Here is a 19,888-nt window from a genome sequence, read left to right as displayed (position 1 = left end):
CGCTCCCTAATATTCGATGATGTCGCCGCGCTGCAGGTACTTGGACAGCGCCACGGTGCCGACGAAGCCCATCACCGCGATCAGCAGCGCGGCCTCGAAGAACAGTGCCGAATCCAGGCTGATGCCGAGCACCACGATCAGCGCGATGGCGTTGATATTCAGCGTGTCCAGTGCCACGATGCGGTCCGGCAGGCTGGGTCCGCGCAGCAGCCGCGCCAGGGTCAGCAGGAAGGCGAGGCCCAGGATCACCAGGCAGACCGGTATCACGATGGCAAGCATTGGAAGATCTCCTTGAGCGGGGTTTCATAGCGCGACTTGATGAGCTCGACCAGCGCGGCCTCTTCCTCCAGGTCCAGCACGTGCACGAGCAAGGCGCGGCGGTCATCGCTCAGCTCTGCGCACAGCGTGCCGGGGCTGAGCGAGACGATGCTGATCAGTGCGGTGGTGGCGAGTTCGTGCTCGACATCGAGCGGCACCACGATAAAGGCGGGGCGCAGGCGCGCGGTGGGGCCCAGCACCATGATGGCCACTTCCACGTTGGCTTTCACGATATCGAACAGCACATGGATGCTGAGCCGCAGGATCAGGTCGGGCCGCGACAGGCGGAACGCGCCCAGCACCAGCCAGCGGTCGGCCAGCCGGCCGATGGCCCAGCCCAGCAGTGCCCCCAGCAGCCAGTGCCCGGGGGCCAGGCTGTTGGTCAGCAGCAGCCACATGATCATCAGGATCAGGCTCAGCCAGGGATGGGGAAGCAGGCGCTGCAGCATGGCTTACCCCGGCTGCCCGGGCAGCACTGCCCGGAGATAGGCGGCGCGGTCCAGCAGCTGCGCCGCCGCGTCGGCCACATAGTCGCTGACCGGCCGCGCGCATACCGTCAGCGCGACATTGCCCGCCAGCAGCAGTGCGCAGCAGGCCAGCTTGCGCGCGTCGGGCCGCACGCGCACGCGTGCCGCGCCGGGATGGTCTTCGTCGAGGTATTCATCCCCTTCCGGCACGCGCTCCGCATCATGCGGCAGCCGCCACAGCAGCCGCGTGCCGGTGCGGGACACGGCAATCAGCAGCAGCAGGCCCGACACCAGCACCGCGGGCCACAGCGCCGGCACCCACGGCGCCGGGGTCGCGCGCAGGACCATGAGCTTGCCGAGGAAGCCCGACAGCGGCGGCAGCCCCACCGCTGCCACCACGCCCACCAGGTACAGCAGCCCGGCCAGCCGCGAGGCACTGACCGGGGGCCCGTCCTCGCGCGCCGGCTCCGGCTCCAGCGCGTCGGCCAGCAGGAACAGCGCGGCGGTACACAGCGTGGTGCTGAGCAGGTAGAACATCGCCGCGGCCCAGCCGGCTTGCGTCTGCATCGATACGCAGGCGGCCAGCAACCCGACCGATGTCACCACCAGGTAGCTGGTCATCGCGCGCAGCGTGCCAGCAGCGACCGCGCCCAGCGCGCCGACCGCCAGCGTGACCAGCGCCAGCACGAACACCCAGTCATGCAGGAATGGCCCCAGCAGCCCCTGCGGGCCGCCGAAGATCAGCGCATCGCAACGCAGCATCGCGTAGATGCCGACCTTGGTCATGATGGCAAACAGCGCTGCAACCGGGCCGGTGGCGCTGGCGTAGGCGCGCGGCAGCCAGAAATACAGCGGGAACAACGCCGCCTTCAGCGCAAAGACCAGCATCAGCATGGCGCCGGCAGCCACCGCCAGCGGCAGGTCCTGGGCCGGCAGGCCGGCCAGGCGCAGGCCGAGGTGCGCCATGTTCAGCGTGCCCGACAGCCCGTACAGCACGCCGACCGCCACCAGGAAGAACGACGACGCCACCAGGTTCAGGATCACATAGTGCAGCCCGGCGCCGATGCGCGCCCGCCCTGCCCCATGCACCAGCAGTGCATAGGACGCGATCAGCAGGATCTCGAAGAAGACGAACAGGTTGAACAGGTCGCCCGCCAGGAAGGCGCCGTTCAGGCCCATCAGCTGGAACTGGAACAGCGCATGGAAATGCCGGCCCTGCCGGGCGGTGCCCTCTCCCGCCGCTGCCAGCGCGGCGACGGCCAGCACCACGGTCAGGGCCAGCATCATCGCGCCGGTGCGGTCCATCTGCAGCACGATGCCGAACGGGGCGGACCAGTTGCCCATCGCATAGACCGCAATCTCGCCGGTAGCCGCCTGGCGCAGCAGGTGCACCGCCACTGGCGCCAGCAAGAGCGTGGCCACGGCGCAGACGATGCGCTGCGCGCGCAGCCGCTGGGCCGGCATCGCGGTCAACAGCGCACCGGCAAACATGGGGATCAGGATGGGCAGCAGCACGGCGTGGTTCATGGCCGCGGCTCCTGATTGCCGCCATCGGGATCGCGCCCCTCCGGCTGGCCGGCGGCGTCGACATGGTCGCTGCCAGTCAGCCCCAGCGAGCGCAGCGCCAGCACCACCGCGAACGCCGTCATGCCGAACGCGATCACGATGGCGGTCAGCACCAGCGCCTGGGGCAAAGGGTCGGCGTAGCTGGCGCCCGCCACGATCACCGGCGGCCGGCCGATCGACAGGCGCCCCATGCCCAGCAGGAACAGGCTGACCGCATACGACAGCAGCGTCAGCCCCAGCACCACGGTGAAGACGCGCTCGCGCAGCAGCAGGTAGATGCCGCCCGCGGCCAGGATGCCGATGGTGATGGCGTAGAGCGCGGCCATCAGGCGTCCTCCGCGGCCTGTGCCGGCGGCAGGTTGCGCACACCCAGGTGCGATACGATCACCAGCGTGGTTCCCGTCACAGTGCAGAAGACTCCCAGGTCAAAGATCATCGCCGTGGCCAGCTCCACCTCGCCGATGCCAGGTATGTGGAAATGCCCGAAGGCAGTGGTCAGGAACGGATAGCCGAAGGCCAGGCTGCCCAGCCCGGTCAGGCCCGCCAGCAGGATGCCCGCGCCGGCAATGGCGCGATAGTCCGGCGCAATGCGCGCTTCGGTCCAGCGCACGCCGCTGGCAACGTACTGCAGCAGCAGCGCCACCGAGGTGATTAGCGCCGCGACAAAGCCGCCGCCCGGCAGGTTGTGCCCGCGCAGCAGGATATAGACCGCCACCAGCAGCGTCAGCGGCAGCATCAGCCGCGCCAGCATGGCCAGCAGCAGCGGATGCGCCTGGCTGGTCCACGGCAGGCCATCGGGCGCTGCCGACGGCGTGTCCAGCCGCATGCCCTTGAGCAGCGCCTGCACCGCCAGCCCTGCGATCAGCAGCACGCAGATCTCGCCCATGGTGTCGAAGCCCCGGAAATCCACCAGCAGCACGTTGACCACGTTGTGCCCGCCGCCGCCCGGCACGGACTGGTCGATGTAGAAGGCAGACACCGGGTCATAGGGCCGCGTCATCACGGCGTAGGCCGCCATCGCCAGCAAGGTGCCGCCGCCAAGCGCCAGCACCAAATCCCGCCCGCGGCGCGCCGCCCCGGCGCGCTCCGGCGTCTCGCGCGGCAGGTAGAACAGCGCCAGCACCAGCAGCAGGATCGTCACCACCTCCACCGAGATCTGCGTCAGCGCCAGGTCCGGTGCGGAGAACCGCAGGAATGCCATCGACACCATCAACCCGCAGCCGCCCAGCAGCACCAGCGCGAACAGCCGCTGGCGGTGCGTCACCACCACGCCCACCGCGCACAGCCCGAGCAGCGCCAGCGTGGCGGCGCCGATCAGGTCGATGGCGCCCGCCGGCACGCTGCCACCGAGCCATTCCAGGTCAGCCAGGAAGTATGCCGGCACGGCCAGCAGCGCCAGCAGCATCCAGGCGACATAGGTCTGCAGCGAGCCGTTCTCCAGCCAGCGCGTGACGGCCGCGGCAAAGCGTTCCAGCGCATGCATGCCATGCTCGAATGACTGGCGCGCGCTCAGGTGGCTGATCGCGTGTTGCAGGCGCCGCAGCGCGTCGCGGCGCAGGAAGAACAGCGCCGCGCCCCCGCCCATCGACACCAGGCTCATCAGCAGCGGCAGGTTGACCCCGTGCCACAGGTTCAGGCTGTACTCCGGCAGGGGCGCGCGCAGCGTGGCCAGCGAAGCCGCCGCCAGCAGGTCGCCAACCGTATAGGCCGGCACCAGACCGACCACCAGGCAGATCACCACCAGGAACTCCACCGGCACCTTCATGAAGCGCGGCGGCTCGTGCGGCGGGTAGTGGGGCACGTCGGGCTGCCGGGCGCCGAAGAACACGCCGTAGATAAAGCGCAGCGAATAGGCCATCGTCAGCGCCCCCGCCAGCGTCGCCGCGGTCGGGATCACCCAGTTGAAGTCGCCCAGCAGGCCCTGCGCCAGGGTCTCGCCGAAGAACATTTCCTTGCTGAGGAAGCCGTTGAACAACGGCACCCCCGCCATCGACAGCGATGCCACGATCGCCAGCACCGCGGTGTGCGGCATATAGCGCGCCAGCCCGTGCAGGCGGTCCAGGTCGCGCGTGCCGGTTTCATGGTCGATGATGCCGGCCGCCATGAACAGCGACGCCTTGAACACCGCGTGGTTGATGATATGGAAGATGGCCGCCACCGTGCTGAGCTGGGTATCGAGCCCGAACAGCAGCGTGATCAGGCCCAGGTGGCTGATGGTGGAATAAGCCAGCAGCCCTTTCAGGTCCCGCTGCAGCAGCGCCAGGCCAGCGCCTACGATCAGCGTGGCCAGCCCCGTCATGCTGACCAGGTAGAACCAGCTGTTGGTGCCGTCCAGCACCGGATAGAGCCGCGCCAGCAGGAACACGCCGGCCTTGACCATGGTGGCCGAGTGCAGGTAAGCCGAGACCGGCGTGGGCGCTGCCATGGCATGGGGCAGCCAGAAGCTGAACGGGAACTGCGCTGACTTGGTGAAGACCGCCAGCAGGACCAGCACCAGCATCGGCAGGTATAGCGGGTGGTGCTGCACCTTGCCGGCCTGCGCGAGCACCTCGGACAGCTCGAAGCTGCCGCAGATATGGCCCAGCAGCAGCACCCCAGCCAGCAGCGCCAGCCCGCCGCCGCCCGTGACCGCCAGCGCCATGCGCGCGCCCTGGCGCGCATCGGTGCGCCATGACCAGAAGCCGATCAGCAGGAACGAGAGGATGCTGGTCAGCTCCCAGAACACCACCAGCAACAGCAGGTTGCCGGCCAGCACCACGCCCAGCATGGCCGCCATGAACAGCAGCAGCAGGCAGAAGAAGCGCACCGCGGATTCATTGCGCGCGAGGTAGTAGCGCGCGTACAGGATCACCAGCAGGCCCACGCCCAGCACCAGCAGCGCAAACAGGAACGACAGGCCATCCAGCCGCAGCGACAGGTCCAGCCCGAGCTGCGGCAGCCACGCCACGCGCCAGCCCAGCGCATGTCCCGGCGGTTCGAAGACCGCGCCGCGCAGGCTCAGCAGCAGCACCAGCGCTGCCAGCGGCAAACCGATGACGACAGGCGCCAGCAAGCGCGCGGTCCGCATGCCGATCAACCACGCCAGCGCCGCGGCCAGCAGGGGCAGCGCGATCAGCAGCACCAGCGCCATGCGCCCCCCTCAGCCGTTGCCCGGGATCACGGCCGGCCTGTGCCGGCCGTCGATGCGCCGGGCGGCAAGCCGGGCCGATGGTGCTTGTCTTGCAAATGGGGCGGTGGTCATGGGCCAGGTCCTCTATGCGGGCAGTCTTGCCCCCTACTTTCCGGATTCTGCCGGCATTGCGCAAGTCATGCTTGCCTTATTACGCGGCGCACGAAAGAATTCATCGCTTTGCTGGAAGAATCTGAATACGCGCGGCGATGGCGCGTGCTGCGCAGCAGCGAGGGCGCGTAGTACCCGTACCCTTCGACAATGCATGGCTGACAGGACACCCATGAAGCGGCCTTTGTTCCTTGCGATGGCAGTGATACTCGCGTTTGCCGCGGCCGTCTTGCCGATTGCGGCCAGCATGCGCGTGGCCGAAGAGGAGGTCGCCCGGCGCGAGGTGGCGCAACTGCAGATGTTTGCCAATGCTGCCGTCGCCCGCATGGAGATGGTCATGGCAGACGCCACTGGCGCGCTGCACGAAATGGAAGGCCTGCCCGACGCGCCCTGCTCCGACGGCAACCTGGCCAGCCTGCGGCGCATCACCTTCACCTTCCACCACCTGCGCGATACCGGGCGCTATGCCGGCAATTACCGCTTGTGCTCGGCACTGCTGGGCGACGTCTTCCGGCGGCATATGACATTGCCCGAGCCGGACTGGCGCGACACTCAGGGCTTCGAATACTGGTTCGACCTCGACAACCCGTTTGGCGCGCCCGGCCCTTCCATGCTGGTAGGGCGCCACGGCCATTACGTATCGGTCGACCCCAAGTCATTCGTCGACATCGTCGAGCTCGATGGCCGGTACATAGGCGCAGTCAATACTGCCACGGGCGTCTTCATCGCCACCACCACCGGCTCCGACGTGGCGCAGATGGCGCGCGAATACCAGCGCAATGCCAACGGCGCCGACGAACTCGACAATCCCGGCAGTTCCGTGCGCCGTTCCCCCCGGATTCCGTTCGCGGCCGTGGCCCTGGCACCGCCCACCGGGCTGCTGGCCACCTGGCCGATGCTGGTAGGCTCTTTCGTCGTGGCGGGGCTGGCGATCGGCGTGCTGCTGGCCGCGCTGGTGTTTCGCGCCATGTCGCGCCGCCTGACCATGGAGGGCGCGCTGCGCAACGCCGTGCGCCGCCGCCGGCTGGAGGTGCACTACCAGCCGATCGTCGCGCTGGAAGATGGCCGCTGCGTGGGCGCGGAGGCGCTGCTGCGCTGGAAGCGCGACGGCCAGCCGGTGCCGCCCGACCTGCTGATCACGCTGGCGGAGCAGACCGGGCTGATGCCGCAGATCACTGACCACGTGCTCGACCGCGCCATCGCGGAGCTGGGCCCGCTGCTGCGCGCCAGGCCCGGCTTCTATGTGTCGATCAATGTTTGCGCGGACGATGTCAGCTCGCCGCGTTTTCTCGACGTGCTTACCGCGCGCCTGCAGGGCACCGGGATCGCGCCCCGGCAGATCCGCATCGAGATCACTGAACGCAGCTTCCTGCACGCCGAGACCGCGCTCGAAGTGATCCAGGCCTTCCGCGATGCCGGGCATCCGATCTACATCGACGACTTCGGCACCGGCTACTCCAGCCTGTCCTACCTGCAGGTATTCAAGGTCGATGTGTTGAAGATCGACAAGTCCTTCATCGACACCATCGGCCGCGAGGCAGCATCCAGCACCGTGGCGCCGCACATCATCGCCATGGCCGAGGCGCTGGGCTTCGAGGTCGTGGCCGAGGGCATCGAGCATGAAGACCAGGCGCGCTTCCTGCGCGAGCGCGGCGCGCAGTTCGGCCAGGGGTGGCTGTATTCACGCGCCTTGCCGGCAGACGGCCTGCAGGCGTACCTGGCATCCCGGCGTGCCCCTGAGCGGTGACGCGCCGCGAGACGACGGCAGTGCATCCCTGAGCTTGCCGAACGCTTCCTCGCCGATGGCACCTCGCGGCGATAATCCCCGCGTGCCCGGGCCGGTTGTAATATGCCTGTTCCAGCTTATCGCCATCACGCCTGCGCGCGCCGAAGCCGGCACGCGCAGCCATCTTCAGGAGACGCCCGTCCAATGAGCGAAGCGCTTTGTCTTGCCAGCGCCGCCGAGCTGCAGCAGCGCATCCGGCGCAAGGAAATCTCGCCGGTGGAACTGACCGCCGCGGTGCTGGCGCGCGCCGAGCGGCTGCAGCCGGTGCTGAACTGCTTTATCACGCTGTGCGCGGACGAGGCCATGGCCGCGGCGCGCGCGGCGGAAGCGGAAGTGATGTCCGGCCGGCCGCTGCCCCCGCTGCATGGCATTCCTTTCACCGCCAAGGACATCGTCAACACGCGCGGCGTGCGCACCACCTTTGGCGCCGTGCCGATGCGAGACAACGTGGCGGCCGAAGACGCCGTGGCGGTGGCGCGGCTGCGCGCGCAGGGGGCGATCCTGGTCGGCAAGACCACCACGCCGGAATTCGGCTCCAAATGCCTGACCGATTCGCCGCTATTCGGGCGCACCCGCAATGCCTGGCACGCCGCACGCACCAGTGGCGGCTCCAGCGGCGGCGCCGCGGTGGCGGTGGCCAGCGGCATCGCGCCGCTGGCGGTGGCAACCGATGGCGGCGGCTCCACGCGCATTCCTGCCGCCTGCAATGGCGTGGTGGGCATCAAGCAGAGCCAGGGGGTGATTCCGCACAGCCAGGCGCAGGATCTGTTCGGCAACCAGACCTACGTGACGCCGACCACGCGCACGGTGGCCGACACCGGCCTGATGCTGCAGGCCATGGCCGGCGAGCATGCGTGCGACCCGTGGTCGATCGGCGTGCCCGCCGCCGACTACGTGGCCGCCGCGCAGCCGCAGGGCGACTTGCGTGGCCGGCGCATCCTGTATTGCCTGGCGCCGCCGGGCCGCCCAGTGTCGGCGGACGTGGCGCGCGCGTTCGAGGCCAGCCTGGACAAGCTGCGCGCGCTAGGCGCCGAACTGGTGCCGTTCGGCGGCGAAGGGTTCGACGTCGAACCCATCTGGCGTGCGATCAACCACACGGTCTGGCGCACGCGCTTTGCGCCGATCGTGGCGCAGCACCGCGAGGCGCTGAGCCCGACCTTCGTGCGCCAGGTGGAATCGGCCGCCGCCTTCACCGCCGTGGAATACCAGCAGGCGATGTTCGAGCGCTCGCAGCTGTTCCTGCACGTGCAGGCGCTGCTGGGGCGCGCCGACCTGCTCGCCATGCCCACCATCACACGCACCGCACTGCCACTGGAGCAAGACCTGTTCGGCCAGATCGAAATCGATGGCCAGGACTATCCCGATGTGCGCGCGAACTGGTTCCCCTGGACCATGCCGTTCAATATGACGGGACATCCGGCCATCAGCCTGCCCTGCGGCTTTGGCAGCGACGGGCTGCCGATCGGGCTGCAGCTGGTCGGGCAGTTCCGCGGTGACGCGCAGCTGCTGCGTGCGGCGGCCTTGTACGAATCGGTCCATGACCTCACGGGCCAGTGGCCCACCCTGCCCTGACACCCTCTCAACATCGTTCCCTGACTGCCATGACTCATCAAGTCCGATTGACGCGCCGGCTGCTGGCCATGACCGCTGTCGCCGCCGCCACCTTCGCCATGACCGCGCCGGCCGGCGCAGCCGATGCCGAGCCGATGCATATCATTGTCGGCTACGCCCCGGGCGGCGCCGCCGACAGCCTGGCGCGCCTGTATGCCGAGCAACTGCGCCAGGACGGCCACGCCACGGTGGTGGTCGAAAACCGCCCCGGAGCCTCGGCGCGCCTGGCGCTCGACTACGTGAAGCGTGCCAGGCCCGATGGCAAGACCGTGTTCATCGGCCCCTCGCCCCTGTTCACCATCTTTCCGCTGACCTACAAGAAGCTGTCATACGACGCCGACAAGGACCTGGTGCCCGCGGCGGTGCTGACCGATGTGCCGACCGCGGTCGCGACCGGCGTGCAGCAGCCTTACCAGAACATGAAGGAATACGTGAGCTGGGCCAGGCGCAACCCGGGCGGCGCCAGCCTGGGCCTGGCCACCATCGGCAGCGCCGGCCACCTGGGCACGGTGGCACTGGGCAAGGCCGAAGGCATCGCCATCACGCCCGCGCCGTATCGCGGCGCGTCGCCGATGCTGGTGGATGTGGTCAGCGGCAATGTGTCGATCGGCTGGGATGCCGTAGCCAGCATGATGCCGCTGTACAAGGGCGGCAAGCTGCGCTTCCTTGGGGTGAGCGGTACGCGCCGCGCCAAGGCGCTGCCCGAAGTGCCCACCATGAAGGAACAGGGCTTCAGCCAGTATGACCACGCCACCAGCTGGTACGGCGTGTTCGTGCCTGCTGGCACGCAGCCTGACGTGGTGGCGCAGGTGGAAAAGATGTTCCTCGCCGCCTCGGCCAACGCCGCCACCGTGGCCAAGCTGGAAGCGCTGGGCCTGGAAGTGGTGGCGCGCCCCGGCCAGGAAGGCCGCCGCCGCATCCAGCTGGAACGCGCCGCGTGGAAGCCGATCGTGGAGGCGACCGGCTTCCAGGCCGAGGACTGAGGCCCGGCCCAGCCCTCAGGGCTTGGGCCGCACCGCGTCAGCGGTTCCCTGGATAAAGGCCTTGATCTTCTCGACGTCGTCCGGCGTCAGCTTGCCGGTAAAGTCCGGCATGCCGCGCGCCATCGCCGGCCCCTTGAAAACCACCTTGTCCAGGTTCTCGATATAGGCCGCATCAATATAGCCCAGGTTAGGGATATTGCCGCCGCGGTCCACGCCGGGCACGCCGTGGCACAGGGCGCAGTTGCTGACGTACAGGCCGGTGCCCGCCTTGACCTGCGCCGGGTCATATTTCACGCCCTGCAGCAGCCTGGCGGCGCGGTACTCGGCAAAGGCCGGCAGCGGCGCCTTGCCGCCGAGGGCGAAGGTGTAGACCGTGCCCGGCCCCTGCCGGTTGGTGGCGCGCTGGGCCTGCCCGTAGACCCCGCCCCAACCCACTGCCACCGACACATACTGCTTGCCGTTCAACTCGAAGCTGACCGGCGCCGCCACCACGCCGGTGCCGGTGGGCGACTCCCACAGCTTGTCGCCGCTGCGCGCGTCATAGGCGACAAAGCGGCCGTCGGCGGTGCCCTGGAACACCAGGTTGCCGGCGGTGGTCAGCGTGCCGCCGTTCCACGGCGACACATGCTCCTGCGTCCACGCCGCCTTCTGCTGCACCGGATCCCAGGCGATCAGCCGGCCAAAGGGCTTGCTCTTGGGCGGCTCGGCGTTCAGGAACTTGGCGGTGTTCCAGCCCACGTTGCCATGCGGGGTGCCGGGCTTGCCTTCATTGAAGTTCCAGGTCTTGTCGTCCATCAGGTTGATCGGCACGTTCTGCGCCGGCAGGTAGACCAGCCCGGTCTGCGGGTTGAACGACATCGGATGCCAGTTGTGCGCGCCGTACGGCCCGGGGACCGAGTCATAGGGCTTGTCGGTGGCGCGCGCCTCGGGCCGCTCGATGGGGCGGCCATTGGCGTCATAGCCGGTGGCCCAGTTCACGTCGACAAAGTTCTTTGCCGAGATGAACTTGCCGTTGGTGCGGTCGATGACGAAGAAGAAGCCGTTCTTGGGCGCGTGCAGGATGACCTTGCGCATCTGCCCGTCGAGCTTCAGGTCGGCCAGGATCATCGGCTGCGCCGAGGTGTAGTCCCAGTTGTCGCCCGGGGTCTCCTGGTAGTGCCAGACATACTTGCCGGTATCCGGGTTGAGCGCGACGATCGAGGCCAGGTACAGGTTGTCGCCGCCGGCCGGACTGCGCTTGCTGTGCGACCACGGCGCGCCGTTGCCGGTGCCCACGTACATCAGGTTCAGTTCGGGGTCGAAGGCCAGCGTGTCCCAGGCCGTGCCGCCGCCGCCCGCCTCCCAGTACTTGCCGCTGGGGTCCCAGGTCTTGGCCGCCGCGGCCATCGACTCATCCTCGAACGGCCTGGAGGGGTCGCCCGGCACCGTGAACCAGCGCCACTTCTGCTCGCCGGTGCCGGCGTCATAGGCGGTGATGTAGCCGCGCACGCCGTATTCGGCGCCGCCGTTGCCGATGATGACCTTGCCCTTGAACACGCGCGGCGCGCCGGTGATGGTGTACGAGTACTTGCGGTCGATGATGGTGTCCTTCTCCCACTGCTTGCGGCCACTGGCGGCATCCAGCGCGATCAGCCGGCCATCGTAGGCGGCCACGAACACCTTGCCCTGGTACAGCGCCACGCCGCGGTTGACCACGTCGCAGCAGCCGCGATAGCCGAGCGAGCGGTCCACCTTGGGGTCGAAAGTCCAGAGCCGCTTGCCGGTGCGCGCATCGACCGCATGCACCACGCTCCATGACGCGGTGACGTACATCACGCCGTCCACCACCAGCGGGGTTGCCTCCACGCCGCGGGTCGACTCCAGGTTGTAGGTCCACACCAGGCCCAGGTCGCGCACGTTCGCGGCATCGATCTGCCTGAGCCGGCTGAAGCGGGTCTCGGCATAGTCCAGGCCATGGCTGGGCCAGTCGCGGGCGGTGCTGGCGTTGGCACTGATGAAGGCGCCGTCAACCTTGGCTGCCGCATTGCGCGGCGCCGCGGCGCCGGCGGGCAAGACCTGCACCACCAGCGCCAGGGCCGCTGCCAGGAGGCCTGTGGCGCGCCTCATGGTGCGGCGGGTGTGCATTGCAACATCGGGGGCAACGGGGTCCGTCGCCTGCTTCAACGCATGGCTCATGTCGTCTCCTGTAGAGCATTCTTGTTGGAATTCGGGACTGCAGGATTACGGAACTGCGCGATGCCGGTCGGTGGCCGGGGCCTATAGATAATCGGTGAGCGATTCGATTATGGGTACAGGGATTACCCGCGGAAAGTCGTGCAGCCGGCGCAAGGCGGCTGGCGTCCCGAGCCTGTCGGGCGATATGTGCCGGATATTACTGATGAAGAAATGAATATTGGACGGTGTAGGCACGCCTCGCTTAGCCTTGGCGCCAAGGCAGGCAGCCAGCCAGCCAGCCCACATCCCCGTATCCGGAGACACCACCATGAGCAACTTCCTTCTCTACGAGCAGCAGGACCACATCGTCACGCTGACGATGAACGAGCCCGAGCGCCGCAACCCGCTGACCGGCAATACCGCCGTGGCGGAGTTCCTGGCCGCGATCGACCGCATCCACGGCGACCGCAGCGTGCGCGCGGTGGTCATCACCGGCGCGGGCACGGCGTTCTCGTCGGGCGGCAATATCAAGGACATGGAGCGCCAGGCCTCCGGCGCAGTGCCGGGCATGGAAATCCGGCAGGACTACCGCTGCGGCATCCAGCGGCTGCCGCTGGCGCTGTTCAACCTGGAAGTGCCGGTCATCGCCGCGGTCAATGGCGCGGCCATGGGCGCGGGGCTGGACCTGGCCTGCATGTGCGACATCCGCATTGCCTCGGAGCGCGCGCAGTTTGCCGAGTCCTTCGTCAAGCTCGGCATCATCCCCGGCGATGGCGGCGCGTGGCTGCTGCCGCGCGTGATCGGCCTGTCGCGGGCGGCCGAGATGACCTTCACCGGCCAGCCGATCGATGCCAGGCTGGCGCTGGAATGGAACCTGGTGTCGCGCGTGGTCGCGCCCGAGGCGCTGCTGTCCACTGCCTATGAGCTGGCCGGCCGCATCGCCGCCAACCCGCCGCACGCGGTGCGACTGGCCAAGCGCCTGATGCGCGAGGCCATGCATACCCGCCTGGATACGCTGCTGGAACTGTCCGCCGGCTTCCAGGCGCTGTCGCACCAGACTGCCGACCACCGTGAGGCGGTGCAAGCGTTCCTGGATAAGCGCACGCCGGTTTTCACGGGGAACTGAGCTGCAGCAGCCAGGCAGACTGCTGTGCCGCTCAGCCTGCCACGCCCAGCGCTCCCTCTACATTGCGCACCAGGCTCACCAGGCGCGGGCCGATGTCCTCCTCCATCTGCTTGCTCTGCTGGCTGAACACCGGCACCGAGGCGGCAAAGATCCACGCCTCGCCGTCGCGGCGGGTGCGCATCGGTACGGCAACCGATTCCACCTCGCGGTGCAGGTCGCGGTGGCCGCGGCAGAAGCCGTGTTCTTGTAGGTCGCTGGCGGCGTCAGCCAGGCGCTCCTGCAGCCAGTCAGCGCGCTGCGGATCGGCGGCGCGGAGCTGGGCGAGATAGGCCTCGCGCTCGGCCTCGCTCAACAGCATCAGGTAGCCGCGTCCGGACCCTGTGCGCGAGACCGACACGCGCGTGCCGACCTCGGGCCGGAACACATGGCTGCCCACGCCCTGGGCGATCTCGACGTAGGTCAGCGCATTGCCGCTGCCGACGATCAGCTCGACCTGCCCGGCGATATGGTCGGCCAGCTCCTGCATGGCCGGTCGCGCCAGCTGGCGGATCGTCATGCGTGCCAGCGCGGGCGCGGCCAGGTTGATCAGCCCGACCCCGGGCACGTAGCGCGACAGGCGCTCTGAATAATGCAGCAGGCCCAGCTCGCACAGGGTATCGAGCAGCCGGAACAGGGTCGGCTTGGCCAGGCCGGTGCGCTCCATCAGCTCGCGGCTGCTCAACTCCTGCACCGTTGGGGAAAAGCAGTTGAGGATCGAAATGCCACGCGCCAGCGCGCTGACAAGGCGCGCTTCGCCGTCGGCATCGGCGGGCGGCGGGGCCAGGGAGCCGTGTGGTGCATTCGTCATGTTATTGCCTGAATTCAAGGTTTTTTGATACGAGCGTCTCAAAACCCGGATGTTGCCCTTCGTTTTTTCCAAAGTCAAACCGGGTTATTTGGGTTTACACGACGCTTTTCCGAAGACAGAATCCCAATTCATCGTATTGGACGATCACATTTCGGTACGGACGTCTCAATATCCCAGCCACGACTCGCAACGCTCAGCTTTTTCAGGAGACACCCCATGCAACAAGCCGTCATCGTCGACGCCATCCGCAGCCCGATGGGCCGCTCCAAGCCAGGCTCGGCCTTCACCGAACTCCATGCCACCGAGTTGCTGGCGCAGGTGCTCAAGGGCCTGGTCGAGCGCAACAAGCTGGACCCGGGTTTGGTCGACGACGTCATCACCGGCTGCGTGACCCAGGCGGGCGAGCAGTCCGCCGGCCCGGGCCGGGTGGCGTGGCTGGCGGCAGGCTTTCCTGACCACGTGCCGGCCACCACCATCGACCGCAAGTGCGGCTCCAGCCAGCAGGCGGTGCATTTCGCCGCGCAGGGCATCATGGCCGGCGCCTATGACATCGTCATCGCCTGCGGCATCGAGTCGATGAGCCGCGTGCCGATGGGCTCGGCCCGCATCGGCCAGAACCCGTACGGCCCGTCGATGGAAGCGCGCTATGCGCCGGGGCTGGTCTCGCAGGGTGTCGCGGCCGAGCTGGTGGCCGCCAAGTACGAACTGTCGCGCCACGACATGGACAGCTACTCGGCCCACTCGCACGAGCTGGCCGCAGCCGCGCGCGAAAGCGGCGCCTTCCGCCGCGAGATCCTGGGCATCAGCACGCCCAACGGGCTGGTCGAGCAGGATGAAACCATCCGCCCGGGCACCTCGGTGGAGAAACTGGGCACGCTGCAGGCCTCGTTCCGCAACGACGAACTCAGCGCGCGCTTCCCGCAAATCGGCTGGAACGTGACCGCGGGCAATGCCTCGCAGATCAGTGACGGCGCCTCCGCCATGCTGCTGATGAGCGAGTCGATGGCGCAGCGCCTGGGCCTGAAGCCGCGTGCGCGCTTTGTCGCTTTCGACGTGTGCGGCGACGATCCGGTCATGATGCTGACCGCCCCGATCCCCGCCAGCCAGCGCGCGATCAAGAAGAGCGGCCTGAAGCTCGACCAGATCGACCACTACGAGATCAACGAAGCCTTTGCCTGCGTGCCGCTGGCCTGGCAGCGCGCGCTCGGCGCCGACCCGGCACGCCTGAACCCGCGCGGCGGCGCCATTGCGCTGGGCCATCCGCTGGGTGCCTCCGGCGTGCGGCTGATGACCACCATGCTGCATGCACTGGAAGACAGCGGCCAGCGCTATGGCCTGCAGTCGATGTGCGAGGCCGGCGGCATGGCCAACGCCACCATCATCGAGCGCCTGTAAGCGGCGCCTCCTACCGAACAACGTATCCAGTCAAGGAGACAAAGCATGAAACTGACCAATATGTCCGCCGTCGTGACCGGCGGCGCTTCCGGCCTGGGCCTGGCCTGCGTGCGGCGCCTGGTGGAACGCGGCGTCGACGTCGTGATCGCCGACCTGTCGGAAGAGCGCGGCAATGCCGCCGTCGACGAGTTCGGCGGCAAGGTCCGCTTCCTCAAGGCCGACGTGACCGACACCGACCAGATGAACGCCGTCTATGACGCCGCCGAAGCCATTGCCCCGCTGCGCGCGCTGATCCATTGCGCCGGCCTGGGCGGCCCGGTGCGCGTGGTCGAGAAGGACGGCTCGCCGGGGTCGCTGGAAAAATACGAGTCGATCGTGCGCATCAACCTGATCGGCACCTTCAACGCGCTGCGCCTGGGTGCCGCGCGCATGGCCAAGAACGAACTGATCGACGGTGAGCGCGGCGCGTGCGTGCTGACCGCGTCGGTGGCCGCCTACGAAGGCCAGATCGGCCAGATCCCTTATGCATCGGCCAAGGCCGGTATCGTCGGCATGACCCTGGTGGCCGCACGCGACCTGGCACAGCGCGCGATCCGCGTCTGCACCATCGCCCCGGGGCTGTTCGACACCCCGCTGCTGGCCAAGCTGCCGGAGAACGTGCGCGCCTCGCTCGGCGCCATGGTGCCGCACCCGCCCCGCCTGGGCGCACCGGATGAATACGCGTCCACCGCGCTGCACATCCTGGAGAACCCCATGCTCAACGGCGAAACCATCCGCCTAGACGGCGCCATCCGCATGGCACCGCGCTGAGCTGTGCGCTGCACCGATACCGACTTCTGACAAGGAAACCGCATGAGCGACACGCTGCAACTGGAAACCCACGGCAATACGCTGCTGATCACCATGAACCGGCCCCAGGCGAAAAATGCCATGGACTTCGAGACCGCGACCGCGCTGGCCGCCGCCATCGACCAGCTGGAAAGCCGCGACGACCTGAGCGTGGCCATCCTGACCGGCGCGGGCGGCACCTTCTGCTCGGGCATGGACCTGAAGGGCTTCCTGGAAGGCAAGCGCCCCAGCCTGCCTGGCCGCGGCTTTGGCGGGCTGACCGAGAAGCCGCCGCGCAAGGTGCTGATCGCCGCGGTGGAAGGCTATGCGCTGGCCGGCGGCTTCGAGCTGGCGCTGGCGTGCGACCTGATCGTGTCGTCGAAGGCGGCCAAGTTCGGCCTGCCTGAAGTCAAGCGGGGGCTGGTGGCCGGCGCCGGCGGCCTGATGCGCCTGCCGCGCCGCGTGCCGTACCACATCGCCATGGAATACGCGCTGACCGGCAATATGCTGGGCGCCGAGCAGGCTCACGCCTATGGGCTGATCAACCGCCTGACCGAAGCGGGCCAGGCGCTGGCAGGCGCGCTAGCGCTGGCCGACGAGATCGGCGCCAACGGCCCGCTGGCGGTTGCGGTCAGCAAGCAGATCGTGGCCGAGTCCGCCGACTGGAGCGCCGAGGAGATGTTCGAGCGCCAGCGCCCGCTGCTGGCGCCGGTGTTCACCTCGGCCGATGCCCGCGAGGGTGCCGCCGCATTCGCCGAGAAGCGCAAGCCGGTGTGGACGGGCAAGTGATGGCGCACGCCAGGCGGAGGGCATCGATGTCATCCGTCCTGCGCTAGTGGACTACAGAACGGCCGGCCGCAAGCCGGCCGTTCGCACATTCCAAGCAGCACGCAGACCAGAACATGGAGGAGACCCATGAAACACAAGCTGCCAGAATCGCTGTTCAACACGTCCGCGGCCCTGCTGCTGGCAACCGCCGCCGCCATGCTGCCGCTGGCGGCCAGCGCCGCGGCCTGGCCTGAGCGCCCCATCACCATCATCGTGCCCGGCGCGCCGGGGGGCACCACCGATATTCCGACACGGCTGGTGGCGCAGAAGCTGTCGGCCATCCTGGGCCAGCCGGTGGTGGTCGACAACAAGCCCGGCAGCGGCGGCATCATTGGCACGCAGGCCTTCATGCGCGCGGCGCCGGACGGCTACACGCTGCTGGTCGGCAATACCGGCTCGCACGCGATCAACTACAGCGCCTACAAGCAGTTGTCCTACCAGCCGCAGGATTTCCTGCCGCTGACGGACCTGATCTCGTTTGCCAACGTGCTGGTGGTCGGCACGCAGTCGCCGGTACGCAGCGTGGCCGAGCTGATGGCGCAGCTCAAGCAGTCCCCGGGCAAATATTCCTATGCTTCGGCCGGCATCGGGCAGACCACGCACCTGACGGCGGAGCTATTCCGGCTGCGCACGGGCACCGAAGTGATTCACGTGCCGTACAAGGGGTCGACACCAGCCACGACCTCCGTGCTGGCGGGCGAAACCACCTTCATGTTCGACAACCTGACGCAGGCGCTGCCGCAAATCCGCGCCGGCAAGCTGCGCGCGCTTGCGGTGACCAGCGCCGAGCGCCTGCCGGCCCTGCCGGACGTGCCGACGATGGCGCAGGCCGGCGTGAAGGATTTCGTGGTAATGGGCTGGCTGGGCTTCTTTGCGCCGGCCAAGACCCCGCCGGCCATTGCCGCCACCCTGCAGGAAGCGCTGGGCAAGGCCATGCGCGACCCCGAGGTGGTGGCCAGGTTCCGCGACATGGGCGGCATTCCGGGCGGCGAACCGCAGCCGAAGTTCGCCGCGCTGGTCAGCGGCGACATCAAGCGCTGGGGCGAGACCATCCGGGCATCCAAGGTCAGCCTGGACTAGCCAGGCGCGGGGCCGCCTTTGGCAAAGCGGAAGGCGGACCCGCCCAAAGCCAAATTGACACGGTGGGACCCGGGGCATACCCTCGCCCTACCCTGCGGTATATTCAGCGCACGCTTAAATGTAAAGACATGGAAAGCGCCCCGGGGCTCACAACGATAACGACAACGACGAGACCACACCGTGCCCACCCCCACCGCGCCTTCCCGCTACGAAGCCCTGCGCCCGGCCTTGCCGATCCTGATCGGCGCCTCCTTGATGCTCAGCCTGGCCATGGGCCTGCGCCAGAGCCTTGGCATCTTCATGCCGCCGCTGACGCGGGACCTCGGCATCTCGGTATCGGATTTCACCATCGCCATCGCGGTACAGAACCTGGCGTGGGGCCTGCTGCAGCCGCTGGCCGGGGCCTGGGCCACGCGGATCGGCTTCCGGCCGCTGATGCTGGCCGGCTCGCTGCTCTATGTGACCGGACTGGTGCTGCTGGCGACCGCGCACAGCATGGTCGGCGTCACGCTGGGCGCGGGCGTGGCCATTGGCGCATCGATGGCCTGCACCGGCAGCGCCCTGGCGATGGCGGTGGCGGCGCGGCCGGTGTCGGCGGCGCTGCGCAGCACGGTGCTGGGGCTGGTGTCTGGCGCGGGCTCGCTGGGTGCGCTGCTGGCGGCGCCGATCGGGCAGATGGTGACGCAGGCCTACGGCTGGCGCACCGGGCTGGCAGCGTTCGTGCTGCTGGCGCTGGTGATGCTGCCCGCGGCGTGGTTTGCCGGGCGCGTGGACCGGCTGCCGCTGGTGTCGCCCGCAGGGCGCGGCCAGGACAGCGCGCGTGAAGCGCTGGGCACCGCGCTGCGGCATGCGCCGTTCGTGGTGATGGCGCTGGCGTATTTCGTCTGCGGCATGCAACTGGTGTTCCTGACCACGCACCTGCCATCGTATCTGGACGTATGCGGCATGGACCCAATGCTCAGCGCGCAGGCGTTGGGCGTGATCGGCGGCTTCAACGTGCTGGGCAGCATCTTCTTCGGCTGGGCCGGCGGCCGCTTCAACAAGCTGATGCTGCTGGGCGGCATCTATACGATTCGCTCGCTGGCGCTGACCTGGTACTTCTCGTCGGCGCCCACGCCGCAAAGCACGCTGGTGTTCGCCGCGGTGATGGGCTTCCTGTGGCTGGGCGTGGCGCCGCTGGTATCGGGCTGGATCGCCGAGACCTTCGGCCTGCGCTGGCAGGCCATGCTGGGCGGCGTGGCGTTCTTCAGCCACCAGATCGGCAGCTTTCTCGGCGCCTTCGGCGGTGGGCTGGTCTACGACGCGCTGGGTTCCTACACCGTGGCGTGGCAGGTCGGCGTGACCCTGGGGCTGGCCGCGGGTCTGGCGCAAATTGCATTTGCCGTGGCCACGCGGCGGCAGCCGCCGCTGATGGCCACGTCCTGAAACACTGTGCCGGGCCGCCCCGAACGGGGGATGCGGAGGGCGCGCTTAGCACCTAGCATGGATCCTGAGTGGTCCGGTCTTGGATCCTCAGGCCTTTTCAAGCCCGCCCCGCGCGGGTAATGCCGTTCAGTTAAGTCTGAACGGCATTTTTCTTTGCAGGGGTTGTAAACAAGGTGTCGAGCTGTTAACTTGCC

The 19,888-nt window shown here is 68.3% G+C and carries 16 protein-coding genes; 9 read left to right on the top strand and 7 right to left on the bottom strand.

Translation table 11 applies throughout. From position 1 onward, the window contains the following. Positions 1 to 6: 6 nt before the first annotated feature. From AC1Q7H_RS29950 to AC1Q7H_RS29930, 5 genes are read right to left on the bottom strand one after another with little or no spacing between them, the layout of a single operon-like run. Positions 7 to 279, bottom strand: coding sequence for a K+/H+ antiporter subunit F (locus AC1Q7H_RS29950; RefSeq protein ID WP_013956829.1), 273 nt, complete (start codon positions 277 to 279; stop codon positions 7 to 9). Beyond that, a complete protein-coding gene (locus tag AC1Q7H_RS29945; RefSeq protein WP_010812079.1) occupies positions 264 to 767 on the bottom strand; it encodes a Na+/H+ antiporter subunit E in 504 nt (167 codons plus the stop codon). The genes AC1Q7H_RS29950 and AC1Q7H_RS29945 overlap by 16 nt, the downstream gene beginning before the upstream one ends. Before the next feature lie 3 nt (positions 768 to 770). Further along, on the bottom strand, positions 771 to 2,312 hold the full coding sequence (locus tag AC1Q7H_RS29940) for a monovalent cation/H+ antiporter subunit D (RefSeq protein ID WP_153956260.1): 1,542 nt from the start codon (positions 2,310 to 2,312) through the stop codon (positions 771 to 773). Next, positions 2,309 to 2,677 carry a Na+/H+ antiporter subunit C gene (locus tag AC1Q7H_RS29935; protein WP_013956831.1) on the bottom strand — a complete coding sequence of 123 codons (369 nt, stop codon included), beginning with the start codon at positions 2,675 to 2,677 and terminating at the stop codon, positions 2,309 to 2,311. The genes AC1Q7H_RS29940 and AC1Q7H_RS29935 overlap by 4 nt, the downstream gene beginning before the upstream one ends. Continuing rightward, on the bottom strand, positions 2,677 to 5,481 hold the full coding sequence (locus tag AC1Q7H_RS29930) for a monovalent cation/H+ antiporter subunit A (protein ID WP_013956832.1): 2,805 nt from the start codon (positions 5,479 to 5,481) through the stop codon (positions 2,677 to 2,679). The genes AC1Q7H_RS29935 and AC1Q7H_RS29930 overlap by 1 nt, the downstream gene beginning before the upstream one ends. Positions 5,482 to 5,803: 322 nt before the next feature. Between AC1Q7H_RS29930 and AC1Q7H_RS29925 the strand changes: the two genes are divergently transcribed. The 3 genes from AC1Q7H_RS29925 (at position 5,804) to AC1Q7H_RS29915 (ending at position 10,011) form a co-directional block, all read left to right on the top strand. Beyond that, positions 5,804 to 7,378, top strand: coding sequence for an EAL domain-containing protein (locus AC1Q7H_RS29925; RefSeq protein WP_211979751.1), 1,575 nt, complete (start codon positions 5,804 to 5,806; stop codon positions 7,376 to 7,378). Between the two features lie 183 nt (positions 7,379 to 7,561). Continuing rightward, positions 7,562 to 8,989 carry an amidase gene (locus AC1Q7H_RS29920; RefSeq protein WP_492382088.1) on the top strand — a complete coding sequence of 476 codons (1,428 nt, stop codon included), beginning with the start codon at positions 7,562 to 7,564 and terminating at the stop codon, positions 8,987 to 8,989. A gap of 68 nt (positions 8,990 to 9,057) precedes the next feature. Beyond that, positions 9,058 to 10,011, top strand: a complete 954-nt coding sequence (locus tag AC1Q7H_RS29915; protein WP_492382097.1) for a Bug family tripartite tricarboxylate transporter substrate binding protein — start codon at positions 9,058 to 9,060, stop codon at positions 10,009 to 10,011. 15 nt (positions 10,012 to 10,026) lie between these two features. Here AC1Q7H_RS29915 and AC1Q7H_RS29910 read toward each other — a convergent pair whose 3' ends face one another. After that, positions 10,027 to 12,186 (bottom strand): PQQ-dependent dehydrogenase, methanol/ethanol family, encoded by a 2,160-nt coding sequence (locus AC1Q7H_RS29910; protein WP_013956836.1) that lies wholly within the window; start codon positions 12,184 to 12,186, stop codon positions 10,027 to 10,029. Between the two features lie 307 nt (positions 12,187 to 12,493). On the opposite strand from AC1Q7H_RS29910, the gene AC1Q7H_RS29905 reads away from it, so the two are divergent. After that, a complete protein-coding gene (locus AC1Q7H_RS29905; protein ID WP_013956837.1) occupies positions 12,494 to 13,291 on the top strand; it encodes a crotonase/enoyl-CoA hydratase family protein in 798 nt (265 codons plus the stop codon). Between the two features lie 31 nt (positions 13,292 to 13,322). Here AC1Q7H_RS29905 and AC1Q7H_RS29900 read toward each other — a convergent pair whose 3' ends face one another. After that, entirely contained in the window at positions 13,323 to 14,138 is an 816-nt protein-coding gene (locus tag AC1Q7H_RS29900; RefSeq protein WP_211979752.1) for an IclR family transcriptional regulator, read from the bottom strand. Between the two features lie 216 nt (positions 14,139 to 14,354). Between AC1Q7H_RS29900 and AC1Q7H_RS29895 the strand changes: the two genes are divergently transcribed. The 5 genes from AC1Q7H_RS29895 to AC1Q7H_RS29875 all read left to right on the top strand — a co-directional run bounded on the left by AC1Q7H_RS29895 (position 14,355) and on the right by AC1Q7H_RS29875 (position 19,694). Beyond that, positions 14,355 to 15,533: a thiolase family protein gene (locus AC1Q7H_RS29895; protein ID WP_153956255.1), complete on the top strand. Its 1,179-nt coding sequence runs from the start codon at positions 14,355 to 14,357 to the stop codon at positions 15,531 to 15,533. A 45-nt stretch (positions 15,534 to 15,578) separates the two neighbouring features. Further along, positions 15,579 to 16,343 carry an SDR family NAD(P)-dependent oxidoreductase gene (locus AC1Q7H_RS29890; RefSeq protein WP_013956840.1) on the top strand — a complete coding sequence of 255 codons (765 nt, stop codon included), beginning with the start codon at positions 15,579 to 15,581 and terminating at the stop codon, positions 16,341 to 16,343. 42 nt (positions 16,344 to 16,385) lie between these two features. Then, positions 16,386 to 17,150, top strand: a complete 765-nt coding sequence (locus AC1Q7H_RS29885) for a crotonase/enoyl-CoA hydratase family protein (protein ID WP_153956254.1) — start codon at positions 16,386 to 16,388, stop codon at positions 17,148 to 17,150. A gap of 126 nt (positions 17,151 to 17,276) precedes the next feature. Beyond that, positions 17,277 to 18,269 carry a Bug family tripartite tricarboxylate transporter substrate binding protein gene (locus AC1Q7H_RS29880; RefSeq protein ID WP_492382087.1) on the top strand — a complete coding sequence of 331 codons (993 nt, stop codon included), beginning with the start codon at positions 17,277 to 17,279 and terminating at the stop codon, positions 18,267 to 18,269. A gap of 180 nt (positions 18,270 to 18,449) precedes the next feature. Beyond that, the gene (locus AC1Q7H_RS29875) at positions 18,450 to 19,694 is read left to right on the top strand and encodes an MFS transporter (RefSeq protein ID WP_420872234.1); all 1,245 of its coding nucleotides are present in this window, start codon (positions 18,450 to 18,452) and stop codon (positions 19,692 to 19,694) included. The last annotated feature ends 194 nt before the right edge of the window (positions 19,695 to 19,888 follow it).

This window comes from Cupriavidus sp. GW823-FHT06D04 (assembly GCF_058795055.1).
This window is presented reverse-complemented; position numbering and strand designations above follow the sequence as displayed.